Below are 19,657 nucleotides of genomic sequence, written 5' to 3' on the forward strand. Positions count from 1 at the left end.
TGGTGCGTGCGATCGCAAGGCGGAGGGTCACCCCGATACTGGTTGTATCGGGGTGACCCCGACAACGCGGCGAGCGTACGTGCCAGGCGTCGCCGGGCAGACGGGACTTTCGAAACACGCCCTAGCCCAGGCTTCCGGCTCCCTGCCGGCGCCGCCGGGATCGCCAGGCGGCGTCCAGGGAGAGGACCGGGGCGCCCGCGAGGACGAACGGCAGCCAGGCCATCAGGTACGGGAGGTCGTTGCCCAGGTAGTACGGGTCCGCGGCCCAGCTCACCGTCAGCCACAGGCTGAGCGAGATCAGGGCGCCCCCCACCGCGGCGAGCCGGGTGAGCAGGCCGAGCAGGACGCCGATGCCGACGGCGAGTTCGCCGAAGGCCATGGCGTAGCCGAAGCCGACGGGGCTCTTCAGGGCCAGGTCGACCATGGCGGGGATGGCCGAGGAGTCGCGGACGGCGCGCATGGTCTCGCCGATCGAACCGGCGCCGCTCGCCTTCAGGAAGGCGGGGTCGGTGAGCTTGTCCAGTCCGGCGTAGACGAAGGTCACGCCGAGGAAGATCCGCAGAGGGAGGAGGGCGTATCGGGCGGCGGTGTCCCGCAGTCCCCGGCCGCCGCCGTCGGGATATCGGGAATAGGTGTCGGTCCGCATACTGTGAGTCATCGCCCGCAGCCGCCTCTCGCCCGGAGTGGTGGGTCCCCTCGACAGACCATACGTACGGCATGGCGGGGTGCACTCAAAAGGTGAGCACGGGCTCGGCCCGACGCCGGTTCACACCCTCGTCCCGGCACCGACGGGACCGGCCGGGCGGCCGGGCGGCCGGTCCGTCGGTCCTCCCGTCCGTCTGTCCGTCCGTCGGCCCGTCCGTCAGTCGGTGACGTCGATCGTGTAGCGGTTCGTCTCCACACCGGCCGCGGTGACGACCTGCACCTCGACGCGCCCGGGCTCGACGTCCGCCGGCACGGGCACGGTGAGGACGTCGTCGCCGGGGTTGCTGAAGCCTCCCGTGACGGGGACGAGCGGGACGTGCACATGGACCGGGCCGATGCGGACGACCATGCGGGAGAGACGGTCGGCGGTCTGGGCGCCGGGCGGGACGAAGCCGGCGCCGCGGATCTCGATGTCGTCGCCGGTGCGGATGGGGGCGTCGAGGTCGCCCGCCTCGCGGGAGCGGACGACGGAGAGGATGACGGGCCGGCCGCCCTCGGCGTACTTGCCGGCCAGATAGGTGGCGGCCGAGACGAGGACGACGACCGCCAGGCCCCAGGGCAGGTCGGGCAGTTGATCGGGGCGGCGGGCCAGGCGCACCGCGGCGAAGGCGAGGGCGACGGCGCCGATCACGGCGTACTGGATGTCGGCGAAGGCGCCGCGGCCGGCGTCGTCGGTGAGCAGGTCGGCCGCCCGGGGGCGGTGGGCGCGCACCTTCTGGAGGCGCTGGCCGAGGACGCGCAGGCCGACCACGCGGCGCACCAGGACGGCGATGCCGCAGACCACGGCGAGGACGGTCACCGTGCCGGCGCCGCGGGCGAGGTCCAGTCCGGCGATCAGCGCGTCGCGCTCGGCGGGGCCGGAGGCGGCGGCCAGCCGGCCGACCAGGACCAGCACCGCGTAGGCCACGAACAGCACCCAGGCGGCGGCGACCGCGCGGGAGGTGGACAGCCGGTTGTCCTCGCCGATCACGGGCGCGAGCGCCCCGCCGCGTGCCCGGTGGAACCAGGAGGCGGCGGTCAGCGCGCCGGCGACGACGAGCGCGGCGAGGAGTCCGGCGGTGCGGGCCGCCGTCCAGCCCGCGCCGACGGCGGTCAGGGACTGCGCCAGCAGCAGCGTGACGACGGCCGCCCACACGGTGAGCGCCGTGCGCAGCCACAGGCGGCCGAGCCAGGCCTCGCCCTCGGCACGGCCGCGTTCGGCGACGTGCTCCGCGGACTGGGTCAGCTCCTCGGAGACCCACTGGCGCGATGCCGAGAAGGAGTGGGCGACGGCGGCCGGCAGGCCCTGTCCGGCCGCGAACCCGTCGCGTTGCAGCAGGAACGCGGCGACCGCGCGCCGGTGTCCCTCACGCGCGCCGTGGGGACAGTCCCCGCAGGCGCAGCCGCCCTCGTGCGCGCCCGGCCCCGGGCCGGGGCCCGCGCCCTGTCTCGCCTCCTGCACCGCCACGTCCGACGACCGCCTTCCCCGCGACCCGATCGGATGGCGGTCCCGGAGAGCCCGCTGAAGGCCCCGGTCGCCACCCTGTGAACAACTCCCCTGCGATGTCGACGAATTGTGCCCTACGACACACCCTGTGTGTCCGGCAGGTCTGGTCAGGGCGGGTGAAGCCGGGGAGGCCGTGTTGACCCGGCTGCGAGAATTCCCCCATGGCCGAGATCATCCAGCGCCACGGGACCTGGGCCTTCGACGGCACGACGGTCAGGATCACGCCGGGACTGCATCGCCGCGTGCCGCTGTTCCGGCAGACGTACGGGGAGATCGCGGTGCCGCTGGAGGCGGTCGCCGGGATCGTCTACGAGAGCGAACGCAGGCGCGGGCGGCTGCGGATGCGGCTGCGCGAGGGGGCCGACCCGCTGCTCCAGGCGACCGGCGGACGGCTGCCGGACGCGGCCGACCCCTACCGGCTCACCGTGGACTCGGACCACTCGGGGATCGCCGAGTACCTCGCCGAGGAGATCCGGCACGCACTCCTGTTGGAGAGGATCACCGACGAGCCGACCACGACGTATCTGCTGCCGGGTCCGCCGGTGCCGGTGTCGGTGCGGTCCTCCGACGGCACCGTCTCCTTCGACGGCGTCCAGGTGCGGATCGACTGGGCGGACACCTCGGACCGGGTGAAGCGCGCGACCGGGCCCCGCGTGCTCGACGTCGGCGACGTGCTGCGGGTCGAGTGGCTGCCCAACTCCGGTCTGGACGACGGTTTCCTGCGCTTCGTGACCCGCGAGACGCGGTTCTCCGGGCTGCCTGCCGAGAAGGATCCCTATGCCCTGGACCTGTGGGGCAACGTGAGCCGCGACCTGCTGACGGCCCTGGTGGCGACGGCCGTCACGGCCCGTCTCCCGCACCCCTCGGCCCGCCCGCACCCCGGCCTCGCGGACGGCCCCGGCCTCGGGGCCGGGAGCGCGGACGCAGACGTCGCCGAGAGCGCGAACGCGTCCGAGCGGGCGGTCCGCGCCATGCCCCGGGGACGGCGGCCCCGGGGCGCGCTCCCGCCCCCGGCCGCCCCGTCCTCGCCCGGCCCGTCCTCGCCCGGCCCGCCCCCGGCCGACCATCACGACGTGCTGCTGCGCCGGCTGCGCGAGTTGGGCGAACTGCACCGGGACGGCGTGCTGACAGACGAGGAGTTCGCGCGAACGAAGGCAGTCGTGCTGCGCGGCTTCTGACCGGAGGAACCGACCCGGTCAGCTCAGCAGGTCCGGCTCGCTGCGGCTGACGTCCTGCCACAGCGGCTGGTAGTTGATCCACGCCACCAGGTCGCCGCCCAGCTGCTCACGGGTCGCGACCGCCGCGCGGTGGTCGATCAGCACGGGTCTGCCCGCCGCCCGCGCGGTCAGCTGGACCTGGCTGGAGCGCTCCATGGAGACGAACCACCAGGCGGCCGCGTCGACGGAGTCCCCCACGGTCAGCAGCCCGTGGTTGCGCAGCACGAGCGCCTTGCGCGAGCCGAGCGCGGCCGCGATGCGCCGCCCCTCCTCCGCGTCGACGGCCACGCCGGTGTAGGCGTCGTAGAGGGCGTGGTCCTCGTAGAACGCGCAGCTCTCCTGGGTGAGGGGGTCGAGCAGTTCGCCGAGCGCGGCGAGGGCGCGGCCGTGCACGGAGTGGCAGTGCGCGACGGCGACGACGTCGGGGCGCGCGGCGTGCACCTGGGCGTGCACGGTGAAGGCGGCCTGGTTGACGTGGTAGCGGCCCTCCACGACCTGCCCGTCGGCGTTGGCCAGCACCAGGTCGCTGACGGTGACGTGCCTGAAGGACATGCCGAACGGGTTGACCCAGAAGCAGTCGCTGTACTCGGGGTCGCGGGCGGTGATGTGCCCCGAGACGCCGTCCTCGAAGCCGAGCCGGCCGAAGATCCGTACCGCGCCGGCCAGCCGTTCCTTTCGGTGCCGGCGCTCGTCCTCCACCGACTCGTGCATCGGCGGCATCGCGAACTGCAGCCGGTCGGTGGGCAGCGGGGCAGGCGGCGTGGGCCCGTGCATCGGTCCTCCAGCACTGGGTTGCTTGACCAGGCGGAAGTTACCGTCGGCCCGCGCAAAAGGGCAGAGTCGTTATGCAAAGATGATGATTTCCGTCACCTCCGGAGCACGTCTTGAGCATGGCAGCCCGCCACATCACCGCCCTCATGCGTCAGATCGCGACGCGCGACGCCATCGAGCTGGTTCACCCCTTCGCGGAGTTCCCGACGCTCGGCGCGCTGGCCTACGTGGCCGAGTGCTACGGCTTCCGCTACGCGAGCGTGCGTCTCGTGGGCAAGCACCGGGTCCTCCACGTCCACCTGGTCCGCGACCCCGACCCGGCGGCGCGGCAGCGGGCCGCGGCGAACTCGGCCGCCTTCCCCGACCCCGGCCCCGACCGGCCCGTGCCGGGCATGTACCTGGGCTCGCTGACCCCGGTCCCCGAGGCGCGCGCGGACGTCGACCTGATCACCGCGCTCATCCGCTACGACGCGCTGACGGCGGCCGCCAACCGCAGGCAGTTGCAGTTCATCGGGTGGGGCTCGGGGGCGCTGTTCCTGCTCATGGCCCTGCTGACCGGCGTGTACGCGGTCCTGCTCCCGCTCGCCGTGCTGATGCCGGCCTTCATGCTGGGCGCCCTGCGGGTGAACACGGTGCGGCGCGCGAAGCTGGCCCGGCAGCTCACGGCGGCCGGCTGCGTGCCGGTGCGCGACGGGGCCGGGGTGGAGCGCTACGTGCGACCGGCGCCGCAGCCCTACGGGACACCGCAGGGACAGGCGCAGGGAACGGCTCAGGGACCGGCGCAGGGGCCGGGAACGCCGTACGGCGGCCCGCTGGGATTCTGACCGCGGGGTCCGGGCACGAGGCTCGGGGCACGGGCGAGGGCGCAAGGTAAAGCCGACAGCGGATGTCCGGTATCGCGGTCACACTCGCGGTATGACACCCAGGGACACCCCGTGGAACTGGTCCGCCTTCGCCGAGGCGGAGCCCGAGTTCGCACAGACCGCCGAGGACCGCTTCGGCGCGTTCACCCACCATGTCCTGGCCACCCTGCGCAAGGACGGCTCCCCGCGGACGAGCGGCATCGAGGTCCGCTTCCTCGCCGGTGAGCTGTGGCTCGGCATGATGCCCGGCTCGCTGAAGGCGCTCGACCTGCGCCGCGACCCCCGCTTCTGCCTCCAGGCCAACCCGGGCGAGGGCACCGGGATGGGCGGCGGCGACGTACGGATCGCGGGGCGGGCGATCGAGGTGACGGACGGCGAGGCCCGGGCCGCGTACGTGAAAGAGGTGGAACCGCCGCAGCCGTTCCACCTCTTCCGCACCGAGCTGACGGAGGTCGTACGGACCTACGTCGAGGACGACACGTATCTGGTCGCCCGGGTCTGGCGGCCCGGAGCGCCGGTGCGCGTCCTCAAGCGGACCTGAACCCCACGCGCGGGGCCACGCAGGGGGCCCCGCACGGGGCCCCGGTGCGGGTCACTCCCACTCGATGGTGCCCGGCGGCTTCGAGGTCACGTCGACGACGACGCGGTTGACGTCGCGGACCTCGTTGGTGATGCGGGTGGAGATCTTCGCCAGGACGTCGTACGGCAGCCGCGACCAGTCGGCCGTCATGGCGTCCTCGGAGGAGACGGGGCGCAGCACGATCGGGTGACCGTAGGTGCGGCCGTCGCCCTGGACGCCGACGCTGCGGACGTCCGCGAGGAGGACCACCGGGCACTGCCAGATCTCCCGGTCGAGACCGGCGGCCGTCAGTTCCTCACGGGCGATGGCGTCGGCGTCGCGCAGCAGGTCCAGGCGCTCCTTGGTGACCTCGCCGACGATGCGGATGCCGAGGCCGGGGCCCGGGAACGGCTGGCGCTGGACGATCTCCTCGGGCAGGCCGAGCTCCTGGCCGACCATGCGGACCTCGTCCTTGAACAGCTTGCGCAGCGGCTCGATCAGCTGGAACTCGAGGTCCTCGGGCAGGCCGCCGACGTTGTGGTGCGACTTGATGTTCGCCGTGCCGGTGCCGCCGCCGGACTCGACGACGTCCGGGTAGAGCGTGCCCTGGACCAGGAAGGCGACCTCGGGGCCGTCGTCCGCGATGATCTCCGCCTGGGCCTGCTCGAAGACGCGGATGAACTCGCGGCCGATGATCTTCCGCTTCTCCTCGGGGTCCGAGACGCCCTTGAGCGCGGTGAGGAAGCGCTCCTCGGCGTCCACCACCTTCAGCTGGACGCCGGTCGCGGCCACGAAGTCCTTCTCGACCTGCTCGGTCTCGCCCTTGCGCATCAGGCCGTGGTCGACGTACACGCAGGTCAGCTGGGAGCCGATGGCCTTCTGGACGAGGGCCGCGGCGACCGCCGAGTCGACGCCGCCGGACAGGCCGCAGATCGCGCGCCGGTCGCCGACCTGCTCGCGGATGGCCTCGACCTGCTCCTCGATGACGTTGCCGGTGGTCCAGTCGGGGCTCAGGCCCGCGCCCCGGTACAGGAAGTGCTCCAGGACCTGCTGGCCGTGCGTCGAGTGCATGACCTCGGGGTGGTACTGGACGCCGTAGAGCTTCTTCTCGTCGTTCTCGAAGGCGGCGACCGGGACGACGTCCGTGGAGGCGCTGACGACGAAGCCCTCGGGGGCGGCGGAGCAGGCGTCGCCGTGCGACATCCACACGGCCTGCTCGGCCGGGGTGCCCTCGAAGAGGGTGGAGGAGACGCGGGAGACGTGCAGGTCGGTGCGGCCGTACTCGCGGGCCCCGGTGTTGTCGACGGTGCCGCCGAGGCTCTGCGCCATCAGCTGGAAGCCGTAGCACATGCCGAAGACGGGGACGCCGGCTTCGAAGATCGCGCGGTCGAGGCGGGGGGCGCCCTCCTCGTAGACGGACGAGGGGCCGCCGGAGAGGATGATCGCCGCCGGGTTCTTGGCGAGCATCTCCTCGACGGGCATGGTGCTCGGCACGATCTCGCTGTAGACCCGCGCCTCGCGGACTCGACGGGCGATGAGCTGGGCGTACTGCGCGCCGAAGTCGACGACCAGGACGGTGTCGGGGGCGGCGGCAGCGGGAGTCGCTGTGGACACGGGGGCCTTCCGGCGGTTCGGGCGTGGTCTCTGTGCTGGCCAATTCTACCGAGAGCGGACGTGTCGCCGACCCGGCTCCGCGGCCGGACCGCGTCTCAGGATGCGAACCGGCTTGGAGCGCGTCCGGCGGCCCGGCATACTGGGCCGCATGCTCACGCACACGACGTTCGTCTTTACCTATGGCACCCGGCCCGCCGGCTGCCATGGTCGTGTTGCTTGAGCTGCTGACAAGCGACTTCCCAGGCGCCCCGGGCCGACAAGGCCCGGGGCGCCTGTCGTTTCTCCCGGGTCCTGTCGCTCCGGGGCGGCCCGAACCCACACAGGAGCCCCCATGACCACCACCGACATGACCACCGGCGACGCGACCGGCGCCCGTACCTCCGAGGCCGCCGACCTGATCACCGGCGCCCGTGAGCGCATCGACGCGCTGGACGACCGGATCATCGGCCTGATCCAGGAGCGGACGGCCGTCTCGGCCGTCATCCAGGAGGCGCGGATCACCTCAGGCGGCCGGCGGGTGAACCTCTCCCGCGAGCTGGAGGTCCTCGGCCACTACCGGGACGCGCTGGGCCGGCCCGGCACCGCCCTGGCGATGACGCTGCTCGAACTGTGCCGGGGACGGGTGTGACGTCGCGCCGGGCCGGGGACGGGGGCGGCCTCGGGCGTCAGTTCGGCCGCCGTCTCACCCGTACGGCGCGTGACCGCCGGGCCGGCGGCGTCGTTGGTCCCGGTGTCCGCTCCAGCCAGGGGCGGGTCGGGAAGAACCACGCGTGGCTCGCCGGGGCGATGAGGCGTACGGATCGTGACGTGCGTCGTGGGACCTCGCTCCGAAGGCGACCGGACGGCAGGGGACAGCAGCCCGGTCGCCGAGAGAACGGCCGGTCCCGGGGACGCCCGGGACCGACCGGCGGAAAATGCAAAAATGCACAAGGGCTGGGTCAAACGGTTGCGAGGGCCGCGCTCATCCAGCACGATGCGTAGAAAGCCCCCGAAGGACCTCAGGTCACTCCGCGGACGACGGCCTCACGGCGTCGCCCGCCTCGGCTGCCCCACTTTCCCCGCCAGAGGTCCAGACCAGCGGCGCAACCCCCCGGCGCCGCTCCCAGGCACCGGCGCTGCCCTGACGCCGGTGCTGACGATAGAGAAGGGCCCTGCGGATCCGTCCCGCGGGGCCCTTCGTCATGCCCGACCACGCGTCCGGGGCGTCGCCCCCCGGACGTCACGGCCGGAGCCCGTCGCCCCATGTGATGCGCGCCATATAAAGATCCTGTGAAACAGCACAACTGTTCACCGGTCTCGCCGGTCACACGTAGCGAAAACAGGCCCACTCCCGTACCCCCATAACGGAAGGCCTCCCACTCCATACGCCGAGGTCTTCATGAAGCTTCGCCGCACGATGGTCGCCCTGGCCGCGACCGCCGTCGTCGCCCCGCTGGCCCTGCTGTCCGCCCCCACCGCCTTCGCCGAGGGGGACGAGACGTCCTCCCCGAGCGCGTCCGTGTCGGAGAGCAGCTCGTCCAGCCCGTCGGAGTCGGAGGGCCAGAGCGCCTCCGGCACGCCGAGCGACGCCACGTCGGCCTCCTCCTCGACCGGTTCGGACGAGCAGAAGGCGTCGGGCTCGCCATCGGGCAGCCCGAGCGGCTCCGCCTCCGCCTCCGCCTCGGGCTCGTCCTCCGCGAGCCCGTCGGCGAGTGAGAGCACGGACCCGTTCGACCCCTACACGGACTGCAAGTCCTTCGACCTGGACGAGAAGCTCACGGCCGAGATCAAGGGGCTGCCGAGCAAGATCGTCGCCGGTTCGGGCTGGCACGACTTCGAGTTCGTCGTCGACAACGACTCCGACCAGGACCTGAAGAACGTGTACATCGACGCGTTCATGGAGTACGGCGACGAGACCGACAGCCCGCTGTCCGAGGGTCTCGCCGACATCCAGGTCAAGGAGGACGGCAAGTGGACCAGCGGCTACCAGGACTCCTACGAGGACGAGGACGGCAAGAAGGTCGTCACCGGCTCCTTCGTGGGACTGCTGGACTCCCTGGAGAAGAACTCCACGGAATCGCTCGACCTGCGGGTGAAGGTCGCGGCGTCCGCTCCGGCGGGTTCGTCCTTCGCGCTGAGCGAGGCCATCTACGCCGGCAAGGGCTCCGCCTGCTACGGCAACGGTGACTTCTACGACGTCGAGATCGTCGCCGCCGGCGGCAAGGCCGACGGCGCGGGCGACGCCAAGCCGAACGGCGACAAGCCCACCGACGGCGTGCAGGCCCAGGGCGGCGCCAAGCCGATCAGCGGCAGCCTCGCCTCGACCGGCTCCGACTCGGCGCTGCCGATGATCGGTCTGGTCGGCGGCGTCGCCGTCGTCGCCGGTGCGGGCGCGGTGTTCGCCGCCCGCCGCCGCAAGGCCGGCGCGCACGCGTAACACGTCCTGAGGACACGGCGAAGGGACCTGCGCTCGGAGGGGGGCGCAGGTCCCTTCGCCGTGTCCGGACCGTGTGCGGCGCGCGGTCGTTCGCGCATCACTGCTTGGGCGGGACCGCCGGCATCCCCAGGAACGGCAGGCGCAGCGCCCCGAACGCCTCCGCGGGCACGGCGGGACCGACCGGCTCGACCGGCTTCAGCCGCTCGTACGCCGCCCCCTGCGCCGGACGCGGGTCCGTCTCGCCCTTGTTCGGCCAGTACGACATGGCCCGCTCGGCCTGGGCGGTGATGGTGAGCGACGGGTTCACCCCGAGGTTCGCCGAGACCGCGGCGCCGTCGACGACGGAGATGCCGGGGTGGCCGTAGAGCCGGTGGTAGGGGTCGATGACGCCGCTCTCGCGGGAGTCGCCGATCGGGCAGCCGCCGAGGAAGTGCGCGGTGAGCGGGGTGCCCATCAGCTCGCCCACGTTGGAGCCGGCGAAGCCGTTGATGTCGGCGGCGATCACCGAGGCGGCCTGCGAGGCGGCCCTGATCTGCTTGGGGTTGGGGGCGCCGTGCCCCTGCCGGGCGGTCAGCAGGCCCTTGCCGACGCCCGCCGGTTTGAGGTACGTCGTCAGCGAGTTGTCCAGGGACTGCATCACCAGGCCGATGATGGTGCGCTCCGACCAGCGGCGGTTGGAGAGCGAGCGCAGGACGAGGAGCGGGTGGCGGACCGCGTTCGCCAGCCAGCCGGCGACCCTCGACGAGCCCTCCGCGTACGGCACCTGAAGGATCGACAGGCTCCCCATGGAGTTGGAGCCCCGGCCGTAGCGCACCGGCTCGATGTGGGTGTTCTCGTCCGGGTGGATGGACGAGGTGATGGCGACGCCGCGCGTGAAGTCGACCTTGGGCGCGCCGGTCGCCTTGCGGTAGCGGCGGTCGTCGGTCTGGGCGCCCACCAGGGCCTCGGAGTTGGTGCGGGTCAGATGCCCCAGCCGGTCGGACAGGTAGGGGAGCTGACCGCCCGCCTTCATCCGGTGGAGCAGGGTCTGGGTGCCGTAGGTGCCGGCCGCGAGGACGACCCGGCGCGCCTTGAAGACCCTGCCGTGCGCCCTGCCCCTGCGCCGCGCGTCGGTGGGCAGGGTGGCGACGGCGTAGCCGCCCTGGGAGTCGTCCGTGACGGAGACGACCGTCGTCAGCGGGTGGACGACCGCGCCCGCCTTCTCGGCGAGGTGCAGGTAGTTCTCGTTGAGGGTGTTCTTGGCGCCGTGCCGGCAGCCCGTCATGCACTCGCCGCACTCCACGCAGGCCTTGCGGGAGGGCCCCGCGCCCCCGAAGTAGGGGTCGGCGACCTGCTCCCCCGGCGCGGCCTTCGTCGTGCCGTCGGCGTCCTCGCCGTCGCCGAAGAAGACGCCGACCGGCGCAAGGTGGAACGTGTCGCCGACGCCCATCCGCTCCGCGGCCGCCTTCAGGTGGACGTCGGAGGGGGTGGTCGTCGGGTTGAGCCGTACGCCGAGCATGCGGCGCGCCTGGTCGTAGTACGGCTTGAGCTCCTGCTCCCAGTCGGTGATGCCGCGCCACTGGGGGTCGTCGAAGAAGGGCTTCGGCGGGACGTAGAGGGTGTTGGCGTAGTTGAGGGAGCCGCCGCCCACGCCCGCGCCGGCCAGGACCATGACGTTGCCCAGCAGATGGATGCGCTGGATGCCGTACATGCCGAGCCTGGGCGCCCAGAGGTAGTTCTTCAGGTCCCAGGAGTTCCTGGGGAGCGACTCCCTGGTGAAGCGGCGGCCCGCCTCCAGGACGCCCACGGTGTAGCCCTTCTCCGTCAGGCGCAGGGCGGTCACGGAACCGCCGAAGCCGGATCCGACGACGATGACGTCGTAGTCGTAGGCGTCCTGGGACACGTGCTCTCCTCGTCGGGAACGGGAACGGGGGTCGGGCGCGGCGGGGTTCAGCGCAGCCGGAGGGTCTTCATCACCTTCAGGCTGGTGCTCATGAAGCGGGCGTACGTCTCGTCGTCCATGCCGAGGGCGGGCGCCATGGGCAGCAGGCGCTGCTGGGCGACCGTCTGGGCCTCGGTGTACTTGAGGATGCCCTCGGAGCCGTGGCGGCGGCCGAGTCCGGAGTCCTTCATGCCGCCCATCGGGGACTGGACGCTGCCGTAGGCCGAGGCGTAGCCCTCGTTGACGTTGACCGTTCCGGCCCGCACCCGGGAGGCGACCACCCTGCCGCGGCGGCCGTCCTTCGTCCACACCGACGAGTTCAGGCCGTACGGCGTCGAGTTGGCGTGCTCGATCGCCTCGTCGTCGGTCGTGAAGCGGTAGATCGAGACGACGGGGCCGAACGTCTCCTCGGTGCAGACGGACATGGGCTCCGTGACGCCGTCGAGGATGGTCGGCTCGTAGAAGTAGGGGCCGATGTCGGGGCGCGCGACGCCGCCGGCGACGACGGTGGCGCCCTTGGCGACGGCCTCCTCCACGTGGCGGGTGACGGTCTCCAGCTGGCGCTCGCCGACCAGCGAGCCCATGTCGGCGCCGTAGGCGAGGGCGGTGCCCAGGCGCATGGCGCGGGTGCGGGCGGCGAAGCGCTCGACGAAGGCGTCCGCGATCGACTCGTGGACGTACAGCCGCTCGATGGAGATGCACAGCTGGCCGGCCGAGGAGAAGCAGGCGCGGACGGCGCCGGCCGCCGCCTTCTCCACGTCGGCGTCGTCCAGGACGAGCATGGCGTTCTTGCCGCCGAGTTCGAGGGAGACGCCGACGAGCCGGGCGGCGGCGCCCTGGGCGACCTCGCGGCCGGTGCGAGTGGAGCCGGTGAAGGAGACATAGTCGGCGTGCCGGACGACCTCGGGGCCGACGACCGGGCCCTCGCCCAGGACGACCTGGAAGACGTCGGCGGGCAGACCGGCCTCGATGAGCAGGTCACGGGCCCACAGGGCGGTCAGGCAGGTCTCCGTGTCGGGCTTCATGACGACGGCGTTGCCCGCGACGAACGCCGGGAGCGCGTCGCCCACCGACAGCTCCAGCGGGTAGTTCCAGGGGGCGATCTGGCCCACGACCCCGCGCGGGTGGCGCAGCTCGGTGACCTTGGTGAGGGTCGGCATGGCGCCGGCGTGCCGCTTGGGGCGCAGATAGGCGGGCGCCTTGCGGCCGTAGTGGCGGGCGGCCACGGCGACGGCCTGTACCTCCTCGTGGGCGTGCAGGCGCGCCTTGCCGGTCTCCAGCTGGATGAGGTCGAGCACCTCGGCCTGGCGCTCCAGCACCAGGTCGTGGAAACGGAGCAGGACGGCGGCGCGTTCACGGACCGGCGTCCTCGCCCACACCGCCTGGGCGGCGCGGGCCGCCTCGTAGGCCTTGAGGACGTCCTCGGGGGTGGACTCGGGCAGGTCGGCGAGCTTCTCGCCGGTGAACGGCGTGTGGTTGGCCGTCCGGCCGGAGCCGGTGACGCCCTTGGTGAGCTGGGCGACCAGTTCCGGGGTGACCACGTCGGCGGCGGTGCGGACGCCGGTGGGGGTGGGGGCGAGGGGGTTCGTGCCGGTCTGTGCCGGTGCCTTGTCCGGGGCCTGCGAGTCCGTCATGAGGCGCAGGGTATGACGTGCCGGGGACTTTGGGTACCCGCCGGTAATAGGGATTCACGGGCCGCACACACGACGCCAGCGTTCACTGGCAACAAACCTGCTGATCAGGGACTGATCAGGGACTGATCAGGGCTTCGGGGTCGTCCCACGGCCGGTTGCCGAAGTCCGCCGCCCCGGTACGGCCGCCGCGCGGGGTGGTCCCGGGCCGTCACCGCGACTCCGCCGGGCAGGGCGCGGCCGGGAGGCGGTCCCCGTCGGCGCGGGCCGCCTCCAGGGCGGCCGCGGTGTCCTGGGGGGTCGGCCGGTGTTCCGGGTCGCGGTGCAGGAGGCCGCGCAGGAGGGGCGCGAGCGGCCCGGCCCGCCCGGGTCCGGGCGGCTCGGGCGGCTCGCCGGGCAGGAGTGCGGTCGGCGTGGACCGCGGTGACGTCCCGGGGAACGGGGAGCGGCCTTCGACGGCCGTGTACAGCAGCACGCCCAGGGACCACAGGTCGGAGGCCGGTCCCGCGCCGCGCCCGGACATCCGCTCGGGGGCGACGAAGTCCGGGGAGCCGAGGGCCTCGCCGGCCTCGGTCCGAAACTCCTCGCCCGGGACGTGCGCGATGCCGAAGTCCGTGACCACGACACGGCCCTGCGGGCCTCCCCGCCCGGACGGGACCGGGAGCGGGGGGAGGCCGAGCAGCACGTTGGTCGGCTTCAGGTCGCGGTGGACGATGCCGACGGCGTGCGCGGCGCGCAGCGCGCCCAGGACGGCGAGGCCGATCCGGGCCGCCTCGGCGGGTTCGAGGGGACCGCGCCGCAGGGTCTCGCGCAGGGACTCGCCGTGGACCAGTTCCATGACGATCCAGGGGAGTCCGCCCTCGACGTCCGTCCCCTCCTCCACCACCACGTCGTGGACGGTGACGGCGCAGGGGTGGTCGACGCGGGCGGCGGCGCGGGCCTCGCGCTGGAGGCGGTGGGCCGCGCGCCGGTAGGGCTCGTCGCCGGGGCGGCCCGGCAACCAGGGCTTCTTGACGGCGACTTCGCGCCCGGTCAGCTCGTCCCGGCCGCGCCACACGATGCCGGAGCCGCCGGACCCCAGGCGGTCGAGCAGCCGGTAACGGCCGTTCAGCGTCCGGCCTTCGGCGGCCACGGGATCCCCGTCGTTGCTCATGTCTCCATGACTACCACGATCACCGGCCAACTCCCCTCGGATCGGAGGGGGTTCGGTGACGGAACGGGTCAGGGCCGGTCGATCTCCAGGTTGTCGACCGCCGCGCGGGCCACCTCGCGGCCGCGCGCGGTGAAGTCGCCCTTGCCGGGGTAGCCGACCAGGAGCCTGTACATGTCGCCGCCGGTGGACTTGTAGTACAGGATCCGCAGCTCGCGCGGGACCGGGTGCTGGCTGTCGTCGGTGGTGTAGACGACCGTGTTCCCGGCGGCCTTGCGGCCGTGGAAGGCGACCTCGGGGGACGTGCTGGTCCGCGGCCCCTTCGGCATGTTGAGCCGGTAGGCGCCCGACTCCTTGAAGTCGCCGTTGTCGGCGTACATCTCGGCCGCCGCGGAGTCCTTGATCAGGTGGCTTTTGTCCTCCGCGCCGCGCTTCACCTCCAGGACGACGGAGATCGCGCCGCTCGGGTCGCTCCAGCTGACCCAGTGCTCGTCGGCGGGGGCGTCCTTGGCGGGTTCGCCGCGCACATAGCCGCCGGGGACCGCGAGCGTCGCGGTGACCTCCTTGTCGTGCACGGTCTTCCAGCCGTCCGGCAGCGGCCCGGCGAACGGGTCGGCGACCACCAGGTACGCCGCCGCCGCGGCGGCCACGACGGCGGCCCCCAGGCCGAGCCACGCCGAGCGGCCGAACCGGCGCCGCGCCCCGGGGGTCCCGGCCCGCGCGGCGGTGGGGGCGGTCCGCGCGGCGGGCTCCGACGGGGCGGGCGGGTGCGCCGCGGCCTCCAGCAGGGCCCGGACCCGGGCGGCGCCCGGCCGGCGCGCCGGGTCCTGCTCCAGCAGTCCGTCGAGGGCCTCGGCCAGCGGACCCCGCGCGGCGGCGGGCGGCGCGGGGACCGCGTGCAGGACCGACTGGAGGGTGGCCGGGGTGTTGCTGCGGCGGAACGGCGACACGCCCTCGGTCGCCGCGTACAGGACGACGCCCAGGGACCACAGGTCGGCCGCCGGACCCGGCCGCTGCCCCAGCACCCGCTCGGGGGCGATGTACTCGGGCGAGCCGACGATGCCGCCGGTGTCGGTCAGCCGGGTGTCGCCCTCGATCTGGGCGATGCCGAAATCGGTGAGGACGATCCGGCCGTGGCCGCCGAGGAGGATGTTGTCCGGCTTGACGTCCCGGTGCAGGACCCCCGCCGCGTGCGCGGCCTCCAGGGCGCCGAGCACCTCCAGGCCGACGCGGGCCGCCTCGCGCGCGTCGAGCGTGCCCTCCTGGAGGACGTCGCCCAGGGAGCGTCCGCGCACCAGCTCCATCACGATCCACGGCCGTCCGTCCACGACGGCGACGTCGTGCACGCCCACCACCGCCGGATGGTCCAGCCGGGCCGCGGCCCGTGCCTCGCGGCGCATCCGCTCGAACGCGTTGGCGCGTTCGCGTTCCGGAAGATGGTCCGGCACGCGGGGCTCCTTGACGGCGACCTCGCGGTCCACCGTCTCGTCCTTGGCGCGCCACACCGTGCCCATGCCGCCGTGTCCGAGCTTCGCCAGCAGCCGGTAGCGCCCCGCGACGAGCCGGCCGACCCCTGGTTCGCGCTCCGGCCCGGGCTCCTGCTCCTGTCGCGAGGCCGGCGCAGGCGCCTCGGCCTGCGGGGGCACGTCCGGCTGCCGGGGCGCGTCGGCCCGCGGGTTCGGCGGTCGCGGGTCGGGCGGTCGCAGAACGAAACTCGTCGTGTCATCGGACTCGTGGCCGACGCCCCCGTGGTGGCTCATGGTCCATCCATATCGCGCCAGACAGGCCGGTATCCATGGGTGCCGTGCAACTACCGTGTCACGAACGTGTCGACCGCGACGTCGAAGTACTCCCGCGCCTCGCGCACCTTCCCGACCGGAGCGGACACCCACACGTCGTACTGCCGTCCGCCCTCCTCCCAGCACAGGTCGTACGTGTGCCGGGCCCCCTCCGCCGCGCTGAAGCCGTCCCAGGTGAACTGCCAGAGGGCGGCCGGCCGTCCGCCGTGGGTCGTCTCGGTGACCTGGCCGTCGTGGTAGCCCGGGTTGGTGTCCGAGCCCTTGGCGGCCGCCCGCTCCATCACGGCCAGGGGGCCGTCGGCGGCCGCGTCGGACACCTTGACCCCGAGGCGGAAGACCTGCCCCGGCGACATGAAGAACACCCGCTCGCCCTGCGGCACGCGGCTGAAGCTCTCCGGCACGGCGAGCGCGAACCCGGCCGGGTCGTCCGCCACGCGGTAGCCGGAGGGGGCGGACGGCATGTCGGTCGCGGGGCGGGCGGCGGCCGGCGGCGCGGTGGGGGACGTGCCGCGGCTCACCGTCGTCGAGACGGCGGGGCTCGCCGAACGGCTCGGCGCGCCATCGGTGCCCGGCCGGCCCGGCGTGGCGCTCGCCGACGCGCCCGGCGGCGAACTCGTGGGCGGGCGGCCGCGGTCGCCGTCCCCCTTCACAAGCAGCGCCGCCGCCGACACACCCGCCCCGGCCATGGCGGCCACCAGCAGCGCGGCCACCAGCACCCCGCGCGTCGAACGCTCCCGGGCCGGGGCGTCCGGGCGCGGCACGTCGGCCTGGGTCGGGGTGTAGCCGGACGACACCGGCGGCGGGGTGCGTCCGGTGTCCAGAAAGACGCGCAGCAGCCGTTCCGCCTCCGCCGCGCCCAGCCGTCTCTCCGGATCGCGCTCCAGCAGCCCCCGCACGACGGGCAGCAGGGGCGCGGCCTGCGGGGGCGTGCGGATCTCGGCGAACACGACGGCGTGCAGGATCCCGCCCAGCGAGTCGCGCCGGAACGGGGACTCGCCGCTGAGCACCGTGCACAGCAGCGCGCCCAGCGACCACAGGTCGGACTCCGCGCCGGTGCGCGACCCGGACATCCGCTCGGGCGCGGTGTACTCGGGCGAACCGACGAACGAGCCGGTCTCGGTGAGCGTGGTGGCGCCCGCGATCTGCGCGATGCCGAAGTCGGTGAGGACGACGCGGTCGCTGTCGCGTTCCAGCAGGACGTTCGCGGGCTTGATGTCCCGGTGCAGGACCCCGGCCGTATGCGCGGCGCGCAGGGCGCCGAGCAGGGCGACGGCGATCCGTGCCGCCTCCCGCGGCGCGAGCGGGCCCTCGGCGGCGATCCGGTCGGCGAGCGAACCGCCGTTGATCAACTCCATGACGATGCAGGGCCGTTCGCCGTCCTCGACGACGTCGTGCACGACGATGATGTGCGGATGGCTGAGCTGGGCGACCGCGCGCGCCTCGCGCAGGGTGCGGTCACGGCGGCCGCGCGCCTCCTCGGCCGAGAGCGTGTCGTCCTGGATCAGCTCCTTCACGGCGACACGCCGTCCCAGCAGCTCGTCCGTGGCCCGCCACACGATTCCCATGCCGCCGCGCCCGATCCTCGCCTCGAGCCGGTAACGGCCCGCGATGACCCGTGCGGTGTCCCCGCCCCCCTCGGTCCCCATGGGGCCCATCATGCCCCAACGGAGGCCCCGCCTCCGGGGCGCGGTCCGGCCAACTGCCGCGCCACGCCCGCGAACGCTACGAACCCGGCTCGCGCCAGCTCTGAAGCACCGACCTGAACTGCTTGACCGTCGCGGCCCAGTCCTTCGCGGGCGAGGACATGTAGACGACGTACTCCGAGCCGTCACGGGCCACGTACGTCTCCTCGATCGCGCGGCGCGGCCCGGGGAACTCGGTGTCCTTGGCCAGCGCCGTCCACGTGTACTCCCATTCGGAGCCGTGGCGGTCGCGGTAGAGGTTCTTCTCCAGGGTGACCCGCTCGTAGTCCACGAGCCGCTCGAGCTGCTGTTCGAGGTCGATCTGGTGGGCGTAGGGGTCGCTGAAGTCGGGGGACTTGTCGAGGGCGATGCGCACGAAGTGCTCGCCGCCGTCGGGGGTGTAGTCGATCTGCTGGAGATCCCCCTCGTCCTGGTACACCTCCCGCTTCCAGCCCTTGGGCAGCGAGAGTCCGAAGCCCAGCGGGTCGTGGATCTCCTCCCAGGCGTCGGGCGTGTCCTGGCCGCCCCGGGCGCCTGTCGACGAGGGGCTCGGCGAGGGGGACGGCCCGGACCCGTCGGTCTGCGTCCGGCCCGGGTGCCACTGCTGCAACGCGATGGCCGTGCCCCCGCCGACCAGCGCGGCGACGACGACCACGAGCGCCGTCGTGCGCAGCCGGCGACGGCGGCGGGCCGGCCGGCCGTCCGCGGCGGACGGCGTGAACGGCGCCGGCGGCGTGGGCGGCCCCACGGGGCCCGGACCGGGGTGCGCGGGGCCCACGGCGTTCGGACGGGTCAGGGGATGGGCGGCCGTCGGCGTCCGGGGCGCCGACGGCACGTACGAGGTGGGGGGCGTGGCGTGGGACACCGGGTGCGCCCCGGCCGGGGGCCCGGCCGGGTGGCCTCCCGTGGCATGGTCCGGCCCGCCGTACTGGGTGGGCACGAAGGCCTGCGCCGCGTCGGGGCGGCGGCCTTCGGCGGCCTCGGCCAGCAGGTGTTCGGCCGCCGCGGTGGTGGGGCGCGCGGCCGGGTCCTTGCGCAGCAGGGCGGTGATGACGGGGCCGAGCGGGCCGGCGTGCTGCGGGTCGGCGGCCTCCTCCTCGACGACGGCCTGAAGCGTGGTCAGCGGCGAGGTGCGGCGGAACGGCGAGCGCCCCTCCACGGCCGTGTACAGCGTCGCGCCCAGCGCCCACAGGTCGCAGGACGGGCCGGGGTCCTGGCCGCGCACCCGCTCGGGGGCCAGGTAGTCGACGGAGCCGACGACCTCGCCGGTGCGGGTGATGGTGGTGTCGCCGTCGATCTGGGCGATGCCGAAGTCGGTGAGGAGGACCCGGCCGTCGTCGGAGAGGAGGACGTTGCCCGGCTTGACGTCACGGTGCAGTACGCCCGCGGCGTGCGCGGCGCGCAGCGCGCGCAGCACCCACAGGCCGATCCGCGCGGCCTCCCTGGGCTCGACGCGCCCGTCCTCCTTGACCGCGTCGGCCAGCGAGCGGCCCTCGACCAGCTCCATCACGATCCACGGACGGCCGTCGTGTTCGAGGACGTCGTGCACGGTGACCACGGCGGAGTGGTTGATCCGCGCGGCCGCCCTGGCCTCGGCGCGGGTCCGCGCCAGCAGGACCGCCTGATCGCCCTCGGCGGCGTAGAGCGCCGCCGTGAGCTCCTTGATGGCGACCGCCCTGTGCAGCAGCTCATCGTGGGCACGCCACACCCGGCCCATGCCGCCGCTCCCTATGGCGTCGGCGAGCCGGTAGCGCCCCGCGAGAAGCTGGCCCTGCATCTGATTCACGTTGCCCCGCAATGCTCTTGACAGGGTCAGCGTAAAGACCGGACCGCCCGCGCGGAA

15 protein-coding genes are annotated in these 19,657 nt (G+C 73.6%); 5 read left to right on the forward strand and 10 right to left on the reverse strand.

The window, feature by feature from the left end:
* Positions 1-121: 121 nt before the first annotated feature.
* Both KMS84_RS20530 and KMS84_RS20535 read right to left on the reverse strand, forming a co-directional pair.
* Positions 122-658, reverse strand: a complete 537-nt coding sequence (locus KMS84_RS20530; RefSeq protein WP_256917809.1) for a DoxX family protein — start codon at positions 656-658, stop codon at positions 122-124.
* A 204-nt stretch (positions 659-862) separates the two neighbouring features.
* On the reverse strand, positions 863-2,152 hold the full coding sequence (locus KMS84_RS20535; protein WP_256917810.1) for a hypothetical protein: 1,290 nt from the start codon (positions 2,150-2,152) through the stop codon (positions 863-865).
* Positions 2,153-2,352: 200 nt separating this feature from the next.
* On the opposite strand from KMS84_RS20535, the gene KMS84_RS20540 reads away from it, so the two are divergent.
* Positions 2,353-3,369 carry a DUF4429 domain-containing protein gene (locus tag KMS84_RS20540; RefSeq protein WP_256917811.1) on the forward strand — a complete coding sequence of 339 codons (1,017 nt, stop codon included), beginning with the start codon at positions 2,353-2,355 and terminating at the stop codon, positions 3,367-3,369.
* Between the two features lie 18 nt (positions 3,370-3,387).
* Here KMS84_RS20540 and KMS84_RS20545 read toward each other — a convergent pair whose 3' ends face one another.
* Complete coding sequence (locus KMS84_RS20545; RefSeq protein WP_256917812.1) at positions 3,388-4,182, reverse strand: class II aldolase/adducin family protein; 795 nt, start codon at positions 4,180-4,182, stop codon at positions 3,388-3,390.
* A gap of 116 nt (positions 4,183-4,298) precedes the next feature.
* Between KMS84_RS20545 and KMS84_RS20550 the strand changes: the two genes are divergently transcribed.
* Together KMS84_RS20550 and KMS84_RS20555 are read left to right on the forward strand one after the other, a co-directional pair.
* Positions 4,299-5,003 carry a hypothetical protein gene (locus tag KMS84_RS20550; protein ID WP_256917835.1) on the forward strand — a complete coding sequence of 235 codons (705 nt, stop codon included), beginning with the start codon at positions 4,299-4,301 and terminating at the stop codon, positions 5,001-5,003.
* Positions 5,004-5,094: 91 nt separating this feature from the next.
* Positions 5,095-5,583, forward strand: coding sequence for a pyridoxamine 5'-phosphate oxidase family protein (locus KMS84_RS20555; RefSeq protein WP_256917813.1), 489 nt, complete (start codon positions 5,095-5,097; stop codon positions 5,581-5,583).
* A gap of 51 nt (positions 5,584-5,634) precedes the next feature.
* Here KMS84_RS20555 and guaA read toward each other — a convergent pair whose 3' ends face one another.
* Entirely contained in the window at positions 5,635-7,215 is a 1,581-nt protein-coding gene (gene guaA, locus KMS84_RS20560) for a glutamine-hydrolyzing GMP synthase (RefSeq protein WP_256917814.1), read from the reverse strand.
* A gap of 331 nt (positions 7,216-7,546) precedes the next feature.
* Here guaA and KMS84_RS20565 point away from each other — a divergent pair, with 331 nt between their 5' ends.
* Positions 7,547-7,843, forward strand: a complete 297-nt coding sequence (locus tag KMS84_RS20565) for a chorismate mutase (RefSeq protein ID WP_285893765.1) — start codon at positions 7,547-7,549, stop codon at positions 7,841-7,843.
* Between the two features lie 750 nt (positions 7,844-8,593).
* On the forward strand, positions 8,594-9,631 hold the full coding sequence (locus tag KMS84_RS20570; protein ID WP_256917815.1) for an LPXTG cell wall anchor domain-containing protein: 1,038 nt from the start codon (positions 8,594-8,596) through the stop codon (positions 9,629-9,631).
* Between the two features lie 97 nt (positions 9,632-9,728).
* On the opposite strand, the gene KMS84_RS20575 is transcribed toward KMS84_RS20570, so the two are convergent.
* The 6 genes from KMS84_RS20575 to KMS84_RS20600 all read right to left on the reverse strand — a co-directional run bounded on the left by KMS84_RS20575 (position 9,729) and on the right by KMS84_RS20600 (position 19,591).
* Positions 9,729-11,513: a GMC family oxidoreductase N-terminal domain-containing protein gene (locus tag KMS84_RS20575; protein ID WP_256917816.1), complete on the reverse strand. Its 1,785-nt coding sequence runs from the start codon at positions 11,511-11,513 to the stop codon at positions 9,729-9,731.
* Positions 11,514-11,560: 47 nt separating this feature from the next.
* Positions 11,561-13,186: a succinic semialdehyde dehydrogenase gene (locus KMS84_RS20580; RefSeq protein ID WP_256917817.1), complete on the reverse strand. Its 1,626-nt coding sequence runs from the start codon at positions 13,184-13,186 to the stop codon at positions 11,561-11,563.
* Positions 13,187-13,394: 208 nt separating this feature from the next.
* Positions 13,395-14,336: a serine/threonine-protein kinase gene (locus KMS84_RS20585; RefSeq protein WP_438818964.1), complete on the reverse strand. Its 942-nt coding sequence runs from the start codon at positions 14,334-14,336 to the stop codon at positions 13,395-13,397.
* A gap of 68 nt (positions 14,337-14,404) precedes the next feature.
* On the reverse strand, positions 14,405-16,093 hold the full coding sequence (locus tag KMS84_RS20590) for a serine/threonine-protein kinase (RefSeq protein ID WP_256917818.1): 1,689 nt from the start codon (positions 16,091-16,093) through the stop codon (positions 14,405-14,407).
* Positions 16,094-16,143: 50 nt separating this feature from the next.
* Positions 16,144-17,778, reverse strand: coding sequence for a serine/threonine-protein kinase (locus KMS84_RS20595; protein WP_256917819.1), 1,635 nt, complete (start codon positions 17,776-17,778; stop codon positions 16,144-16,146).
* A gap of 76 nt (positions 17,779-17,854) precedes the next feature.
* Complete coding sequence (locus KMS84_RS20600) at positions 17,855-19,591, reverse strand: serine/threonine-protein kinase (RefSeq protein ID WP_256917820.1); 1,737 nt, start codon at positions 19,589-19,591, stop codon at positions 17,855-17,857.
* Positions 19,592-19,657 lie beyond the last annotated feature (66 nt).

Source organism: Streptomyces hilarionis (assembly GCF_024539675.1).
Lineage (GTDB): Bacteria > Actinomycetota > Actinomycetes > Streptomycetales > Streptomycetaceae > Streptomyces > Streptomyces hilarionis.

What these genes read in the sequence shown, in the direction of transcription:
- KMS84_RS20530 (WP_256917809.1), bottom strand. Translation starts at nt 658, where the DNA reads ATGACTCACAGTATGCGGACCGACACCTATTCCCGATATCCCGACGGC.
- KMS84_RS20565 (WP_285893765.1), top strand. Translation starts at nt 7,547, where the DNA reads ATGACCACCACCGACATGACCACCGGCGACGCGACCGGCGCCCGTACC.
- KMS84_RS20600 (WP_256917820.1), bottom strand. Translation starts at nt 19,591, where the DNA reads ATGCAGGGCCAGCTTCTCGCGGGGCGCTACCGGCTCGCCGACGCCATA.
- KMS84_RS20545 (WP_256917812.1), bottom strand. Translation starts at nt 4,182, where the DNA reads ATGCACGGGCCCACGCCGCCTGCCCCGCTGCCCACCGACCGGCTGCAG.
- KMS84_RS20580 (WP_256917817.1), bottom strand. Translation starts at nt 13,186, where the DNA reads ATGACGGACTCGCAGGCCCCGGACAAGGCACCGGCACAGACCGGCACG.
- KMS84_RS20550 (WP_256917835.1), top strand. Translation starts at nt 4,299, where the DNA reads ATGGCAGCCCGCCACATCACCGCCCTCATGCGTCAGATCGCGACGCGC.
- KMS84_RS20595 (WP_256917819.1), bottom strand. Translation starts at nt 17,778, where the DNA reads ATGGGGACCGAGGGGGGCGGGGACACCGCACGGGTCATCGCGGGCCGT.
- KMS84_RS20570 (WP_256917815.1), top strand. Translation starts at nt 8,594, where the DNA reads ATGAAGCTTCGCCGCACGATGGTCGCCCTGGCCGCGACCGCCGTCGTC.
- KMS84_RS20540 (WP_256917811.1), top strand. Translation starts at nt 2,353, where the DNA reads ATGGCCGAGATCATCCAGCGCCACGGGACCTGGGCCTTCGACGGCACG.
- KMS84_RS20585 (WP_438818964.1), bottom strand. Translation starts at nt 14,336, where the DNA reads ATGAGCAACGACGGGGATCCCGTGGCCGCCGAAGGCCGGACGCTGAAC.
- KMS84_RS20555 (WP_256917813.1), top strand. Translation starts at nt 5,095, where the DNA reads ATGACACCCAGGGACACCCCGTGGAACTGGTCCGCCTTCGCCGAGGCG.
- KMS84_RS20590 (WP_256917818.1), bottom strand. Translation starts at nt 16,093, where the DNA reads ATGAGCCACCACGGGGGCGTCGGCCACGAGTCCGATGACACGACGAGT.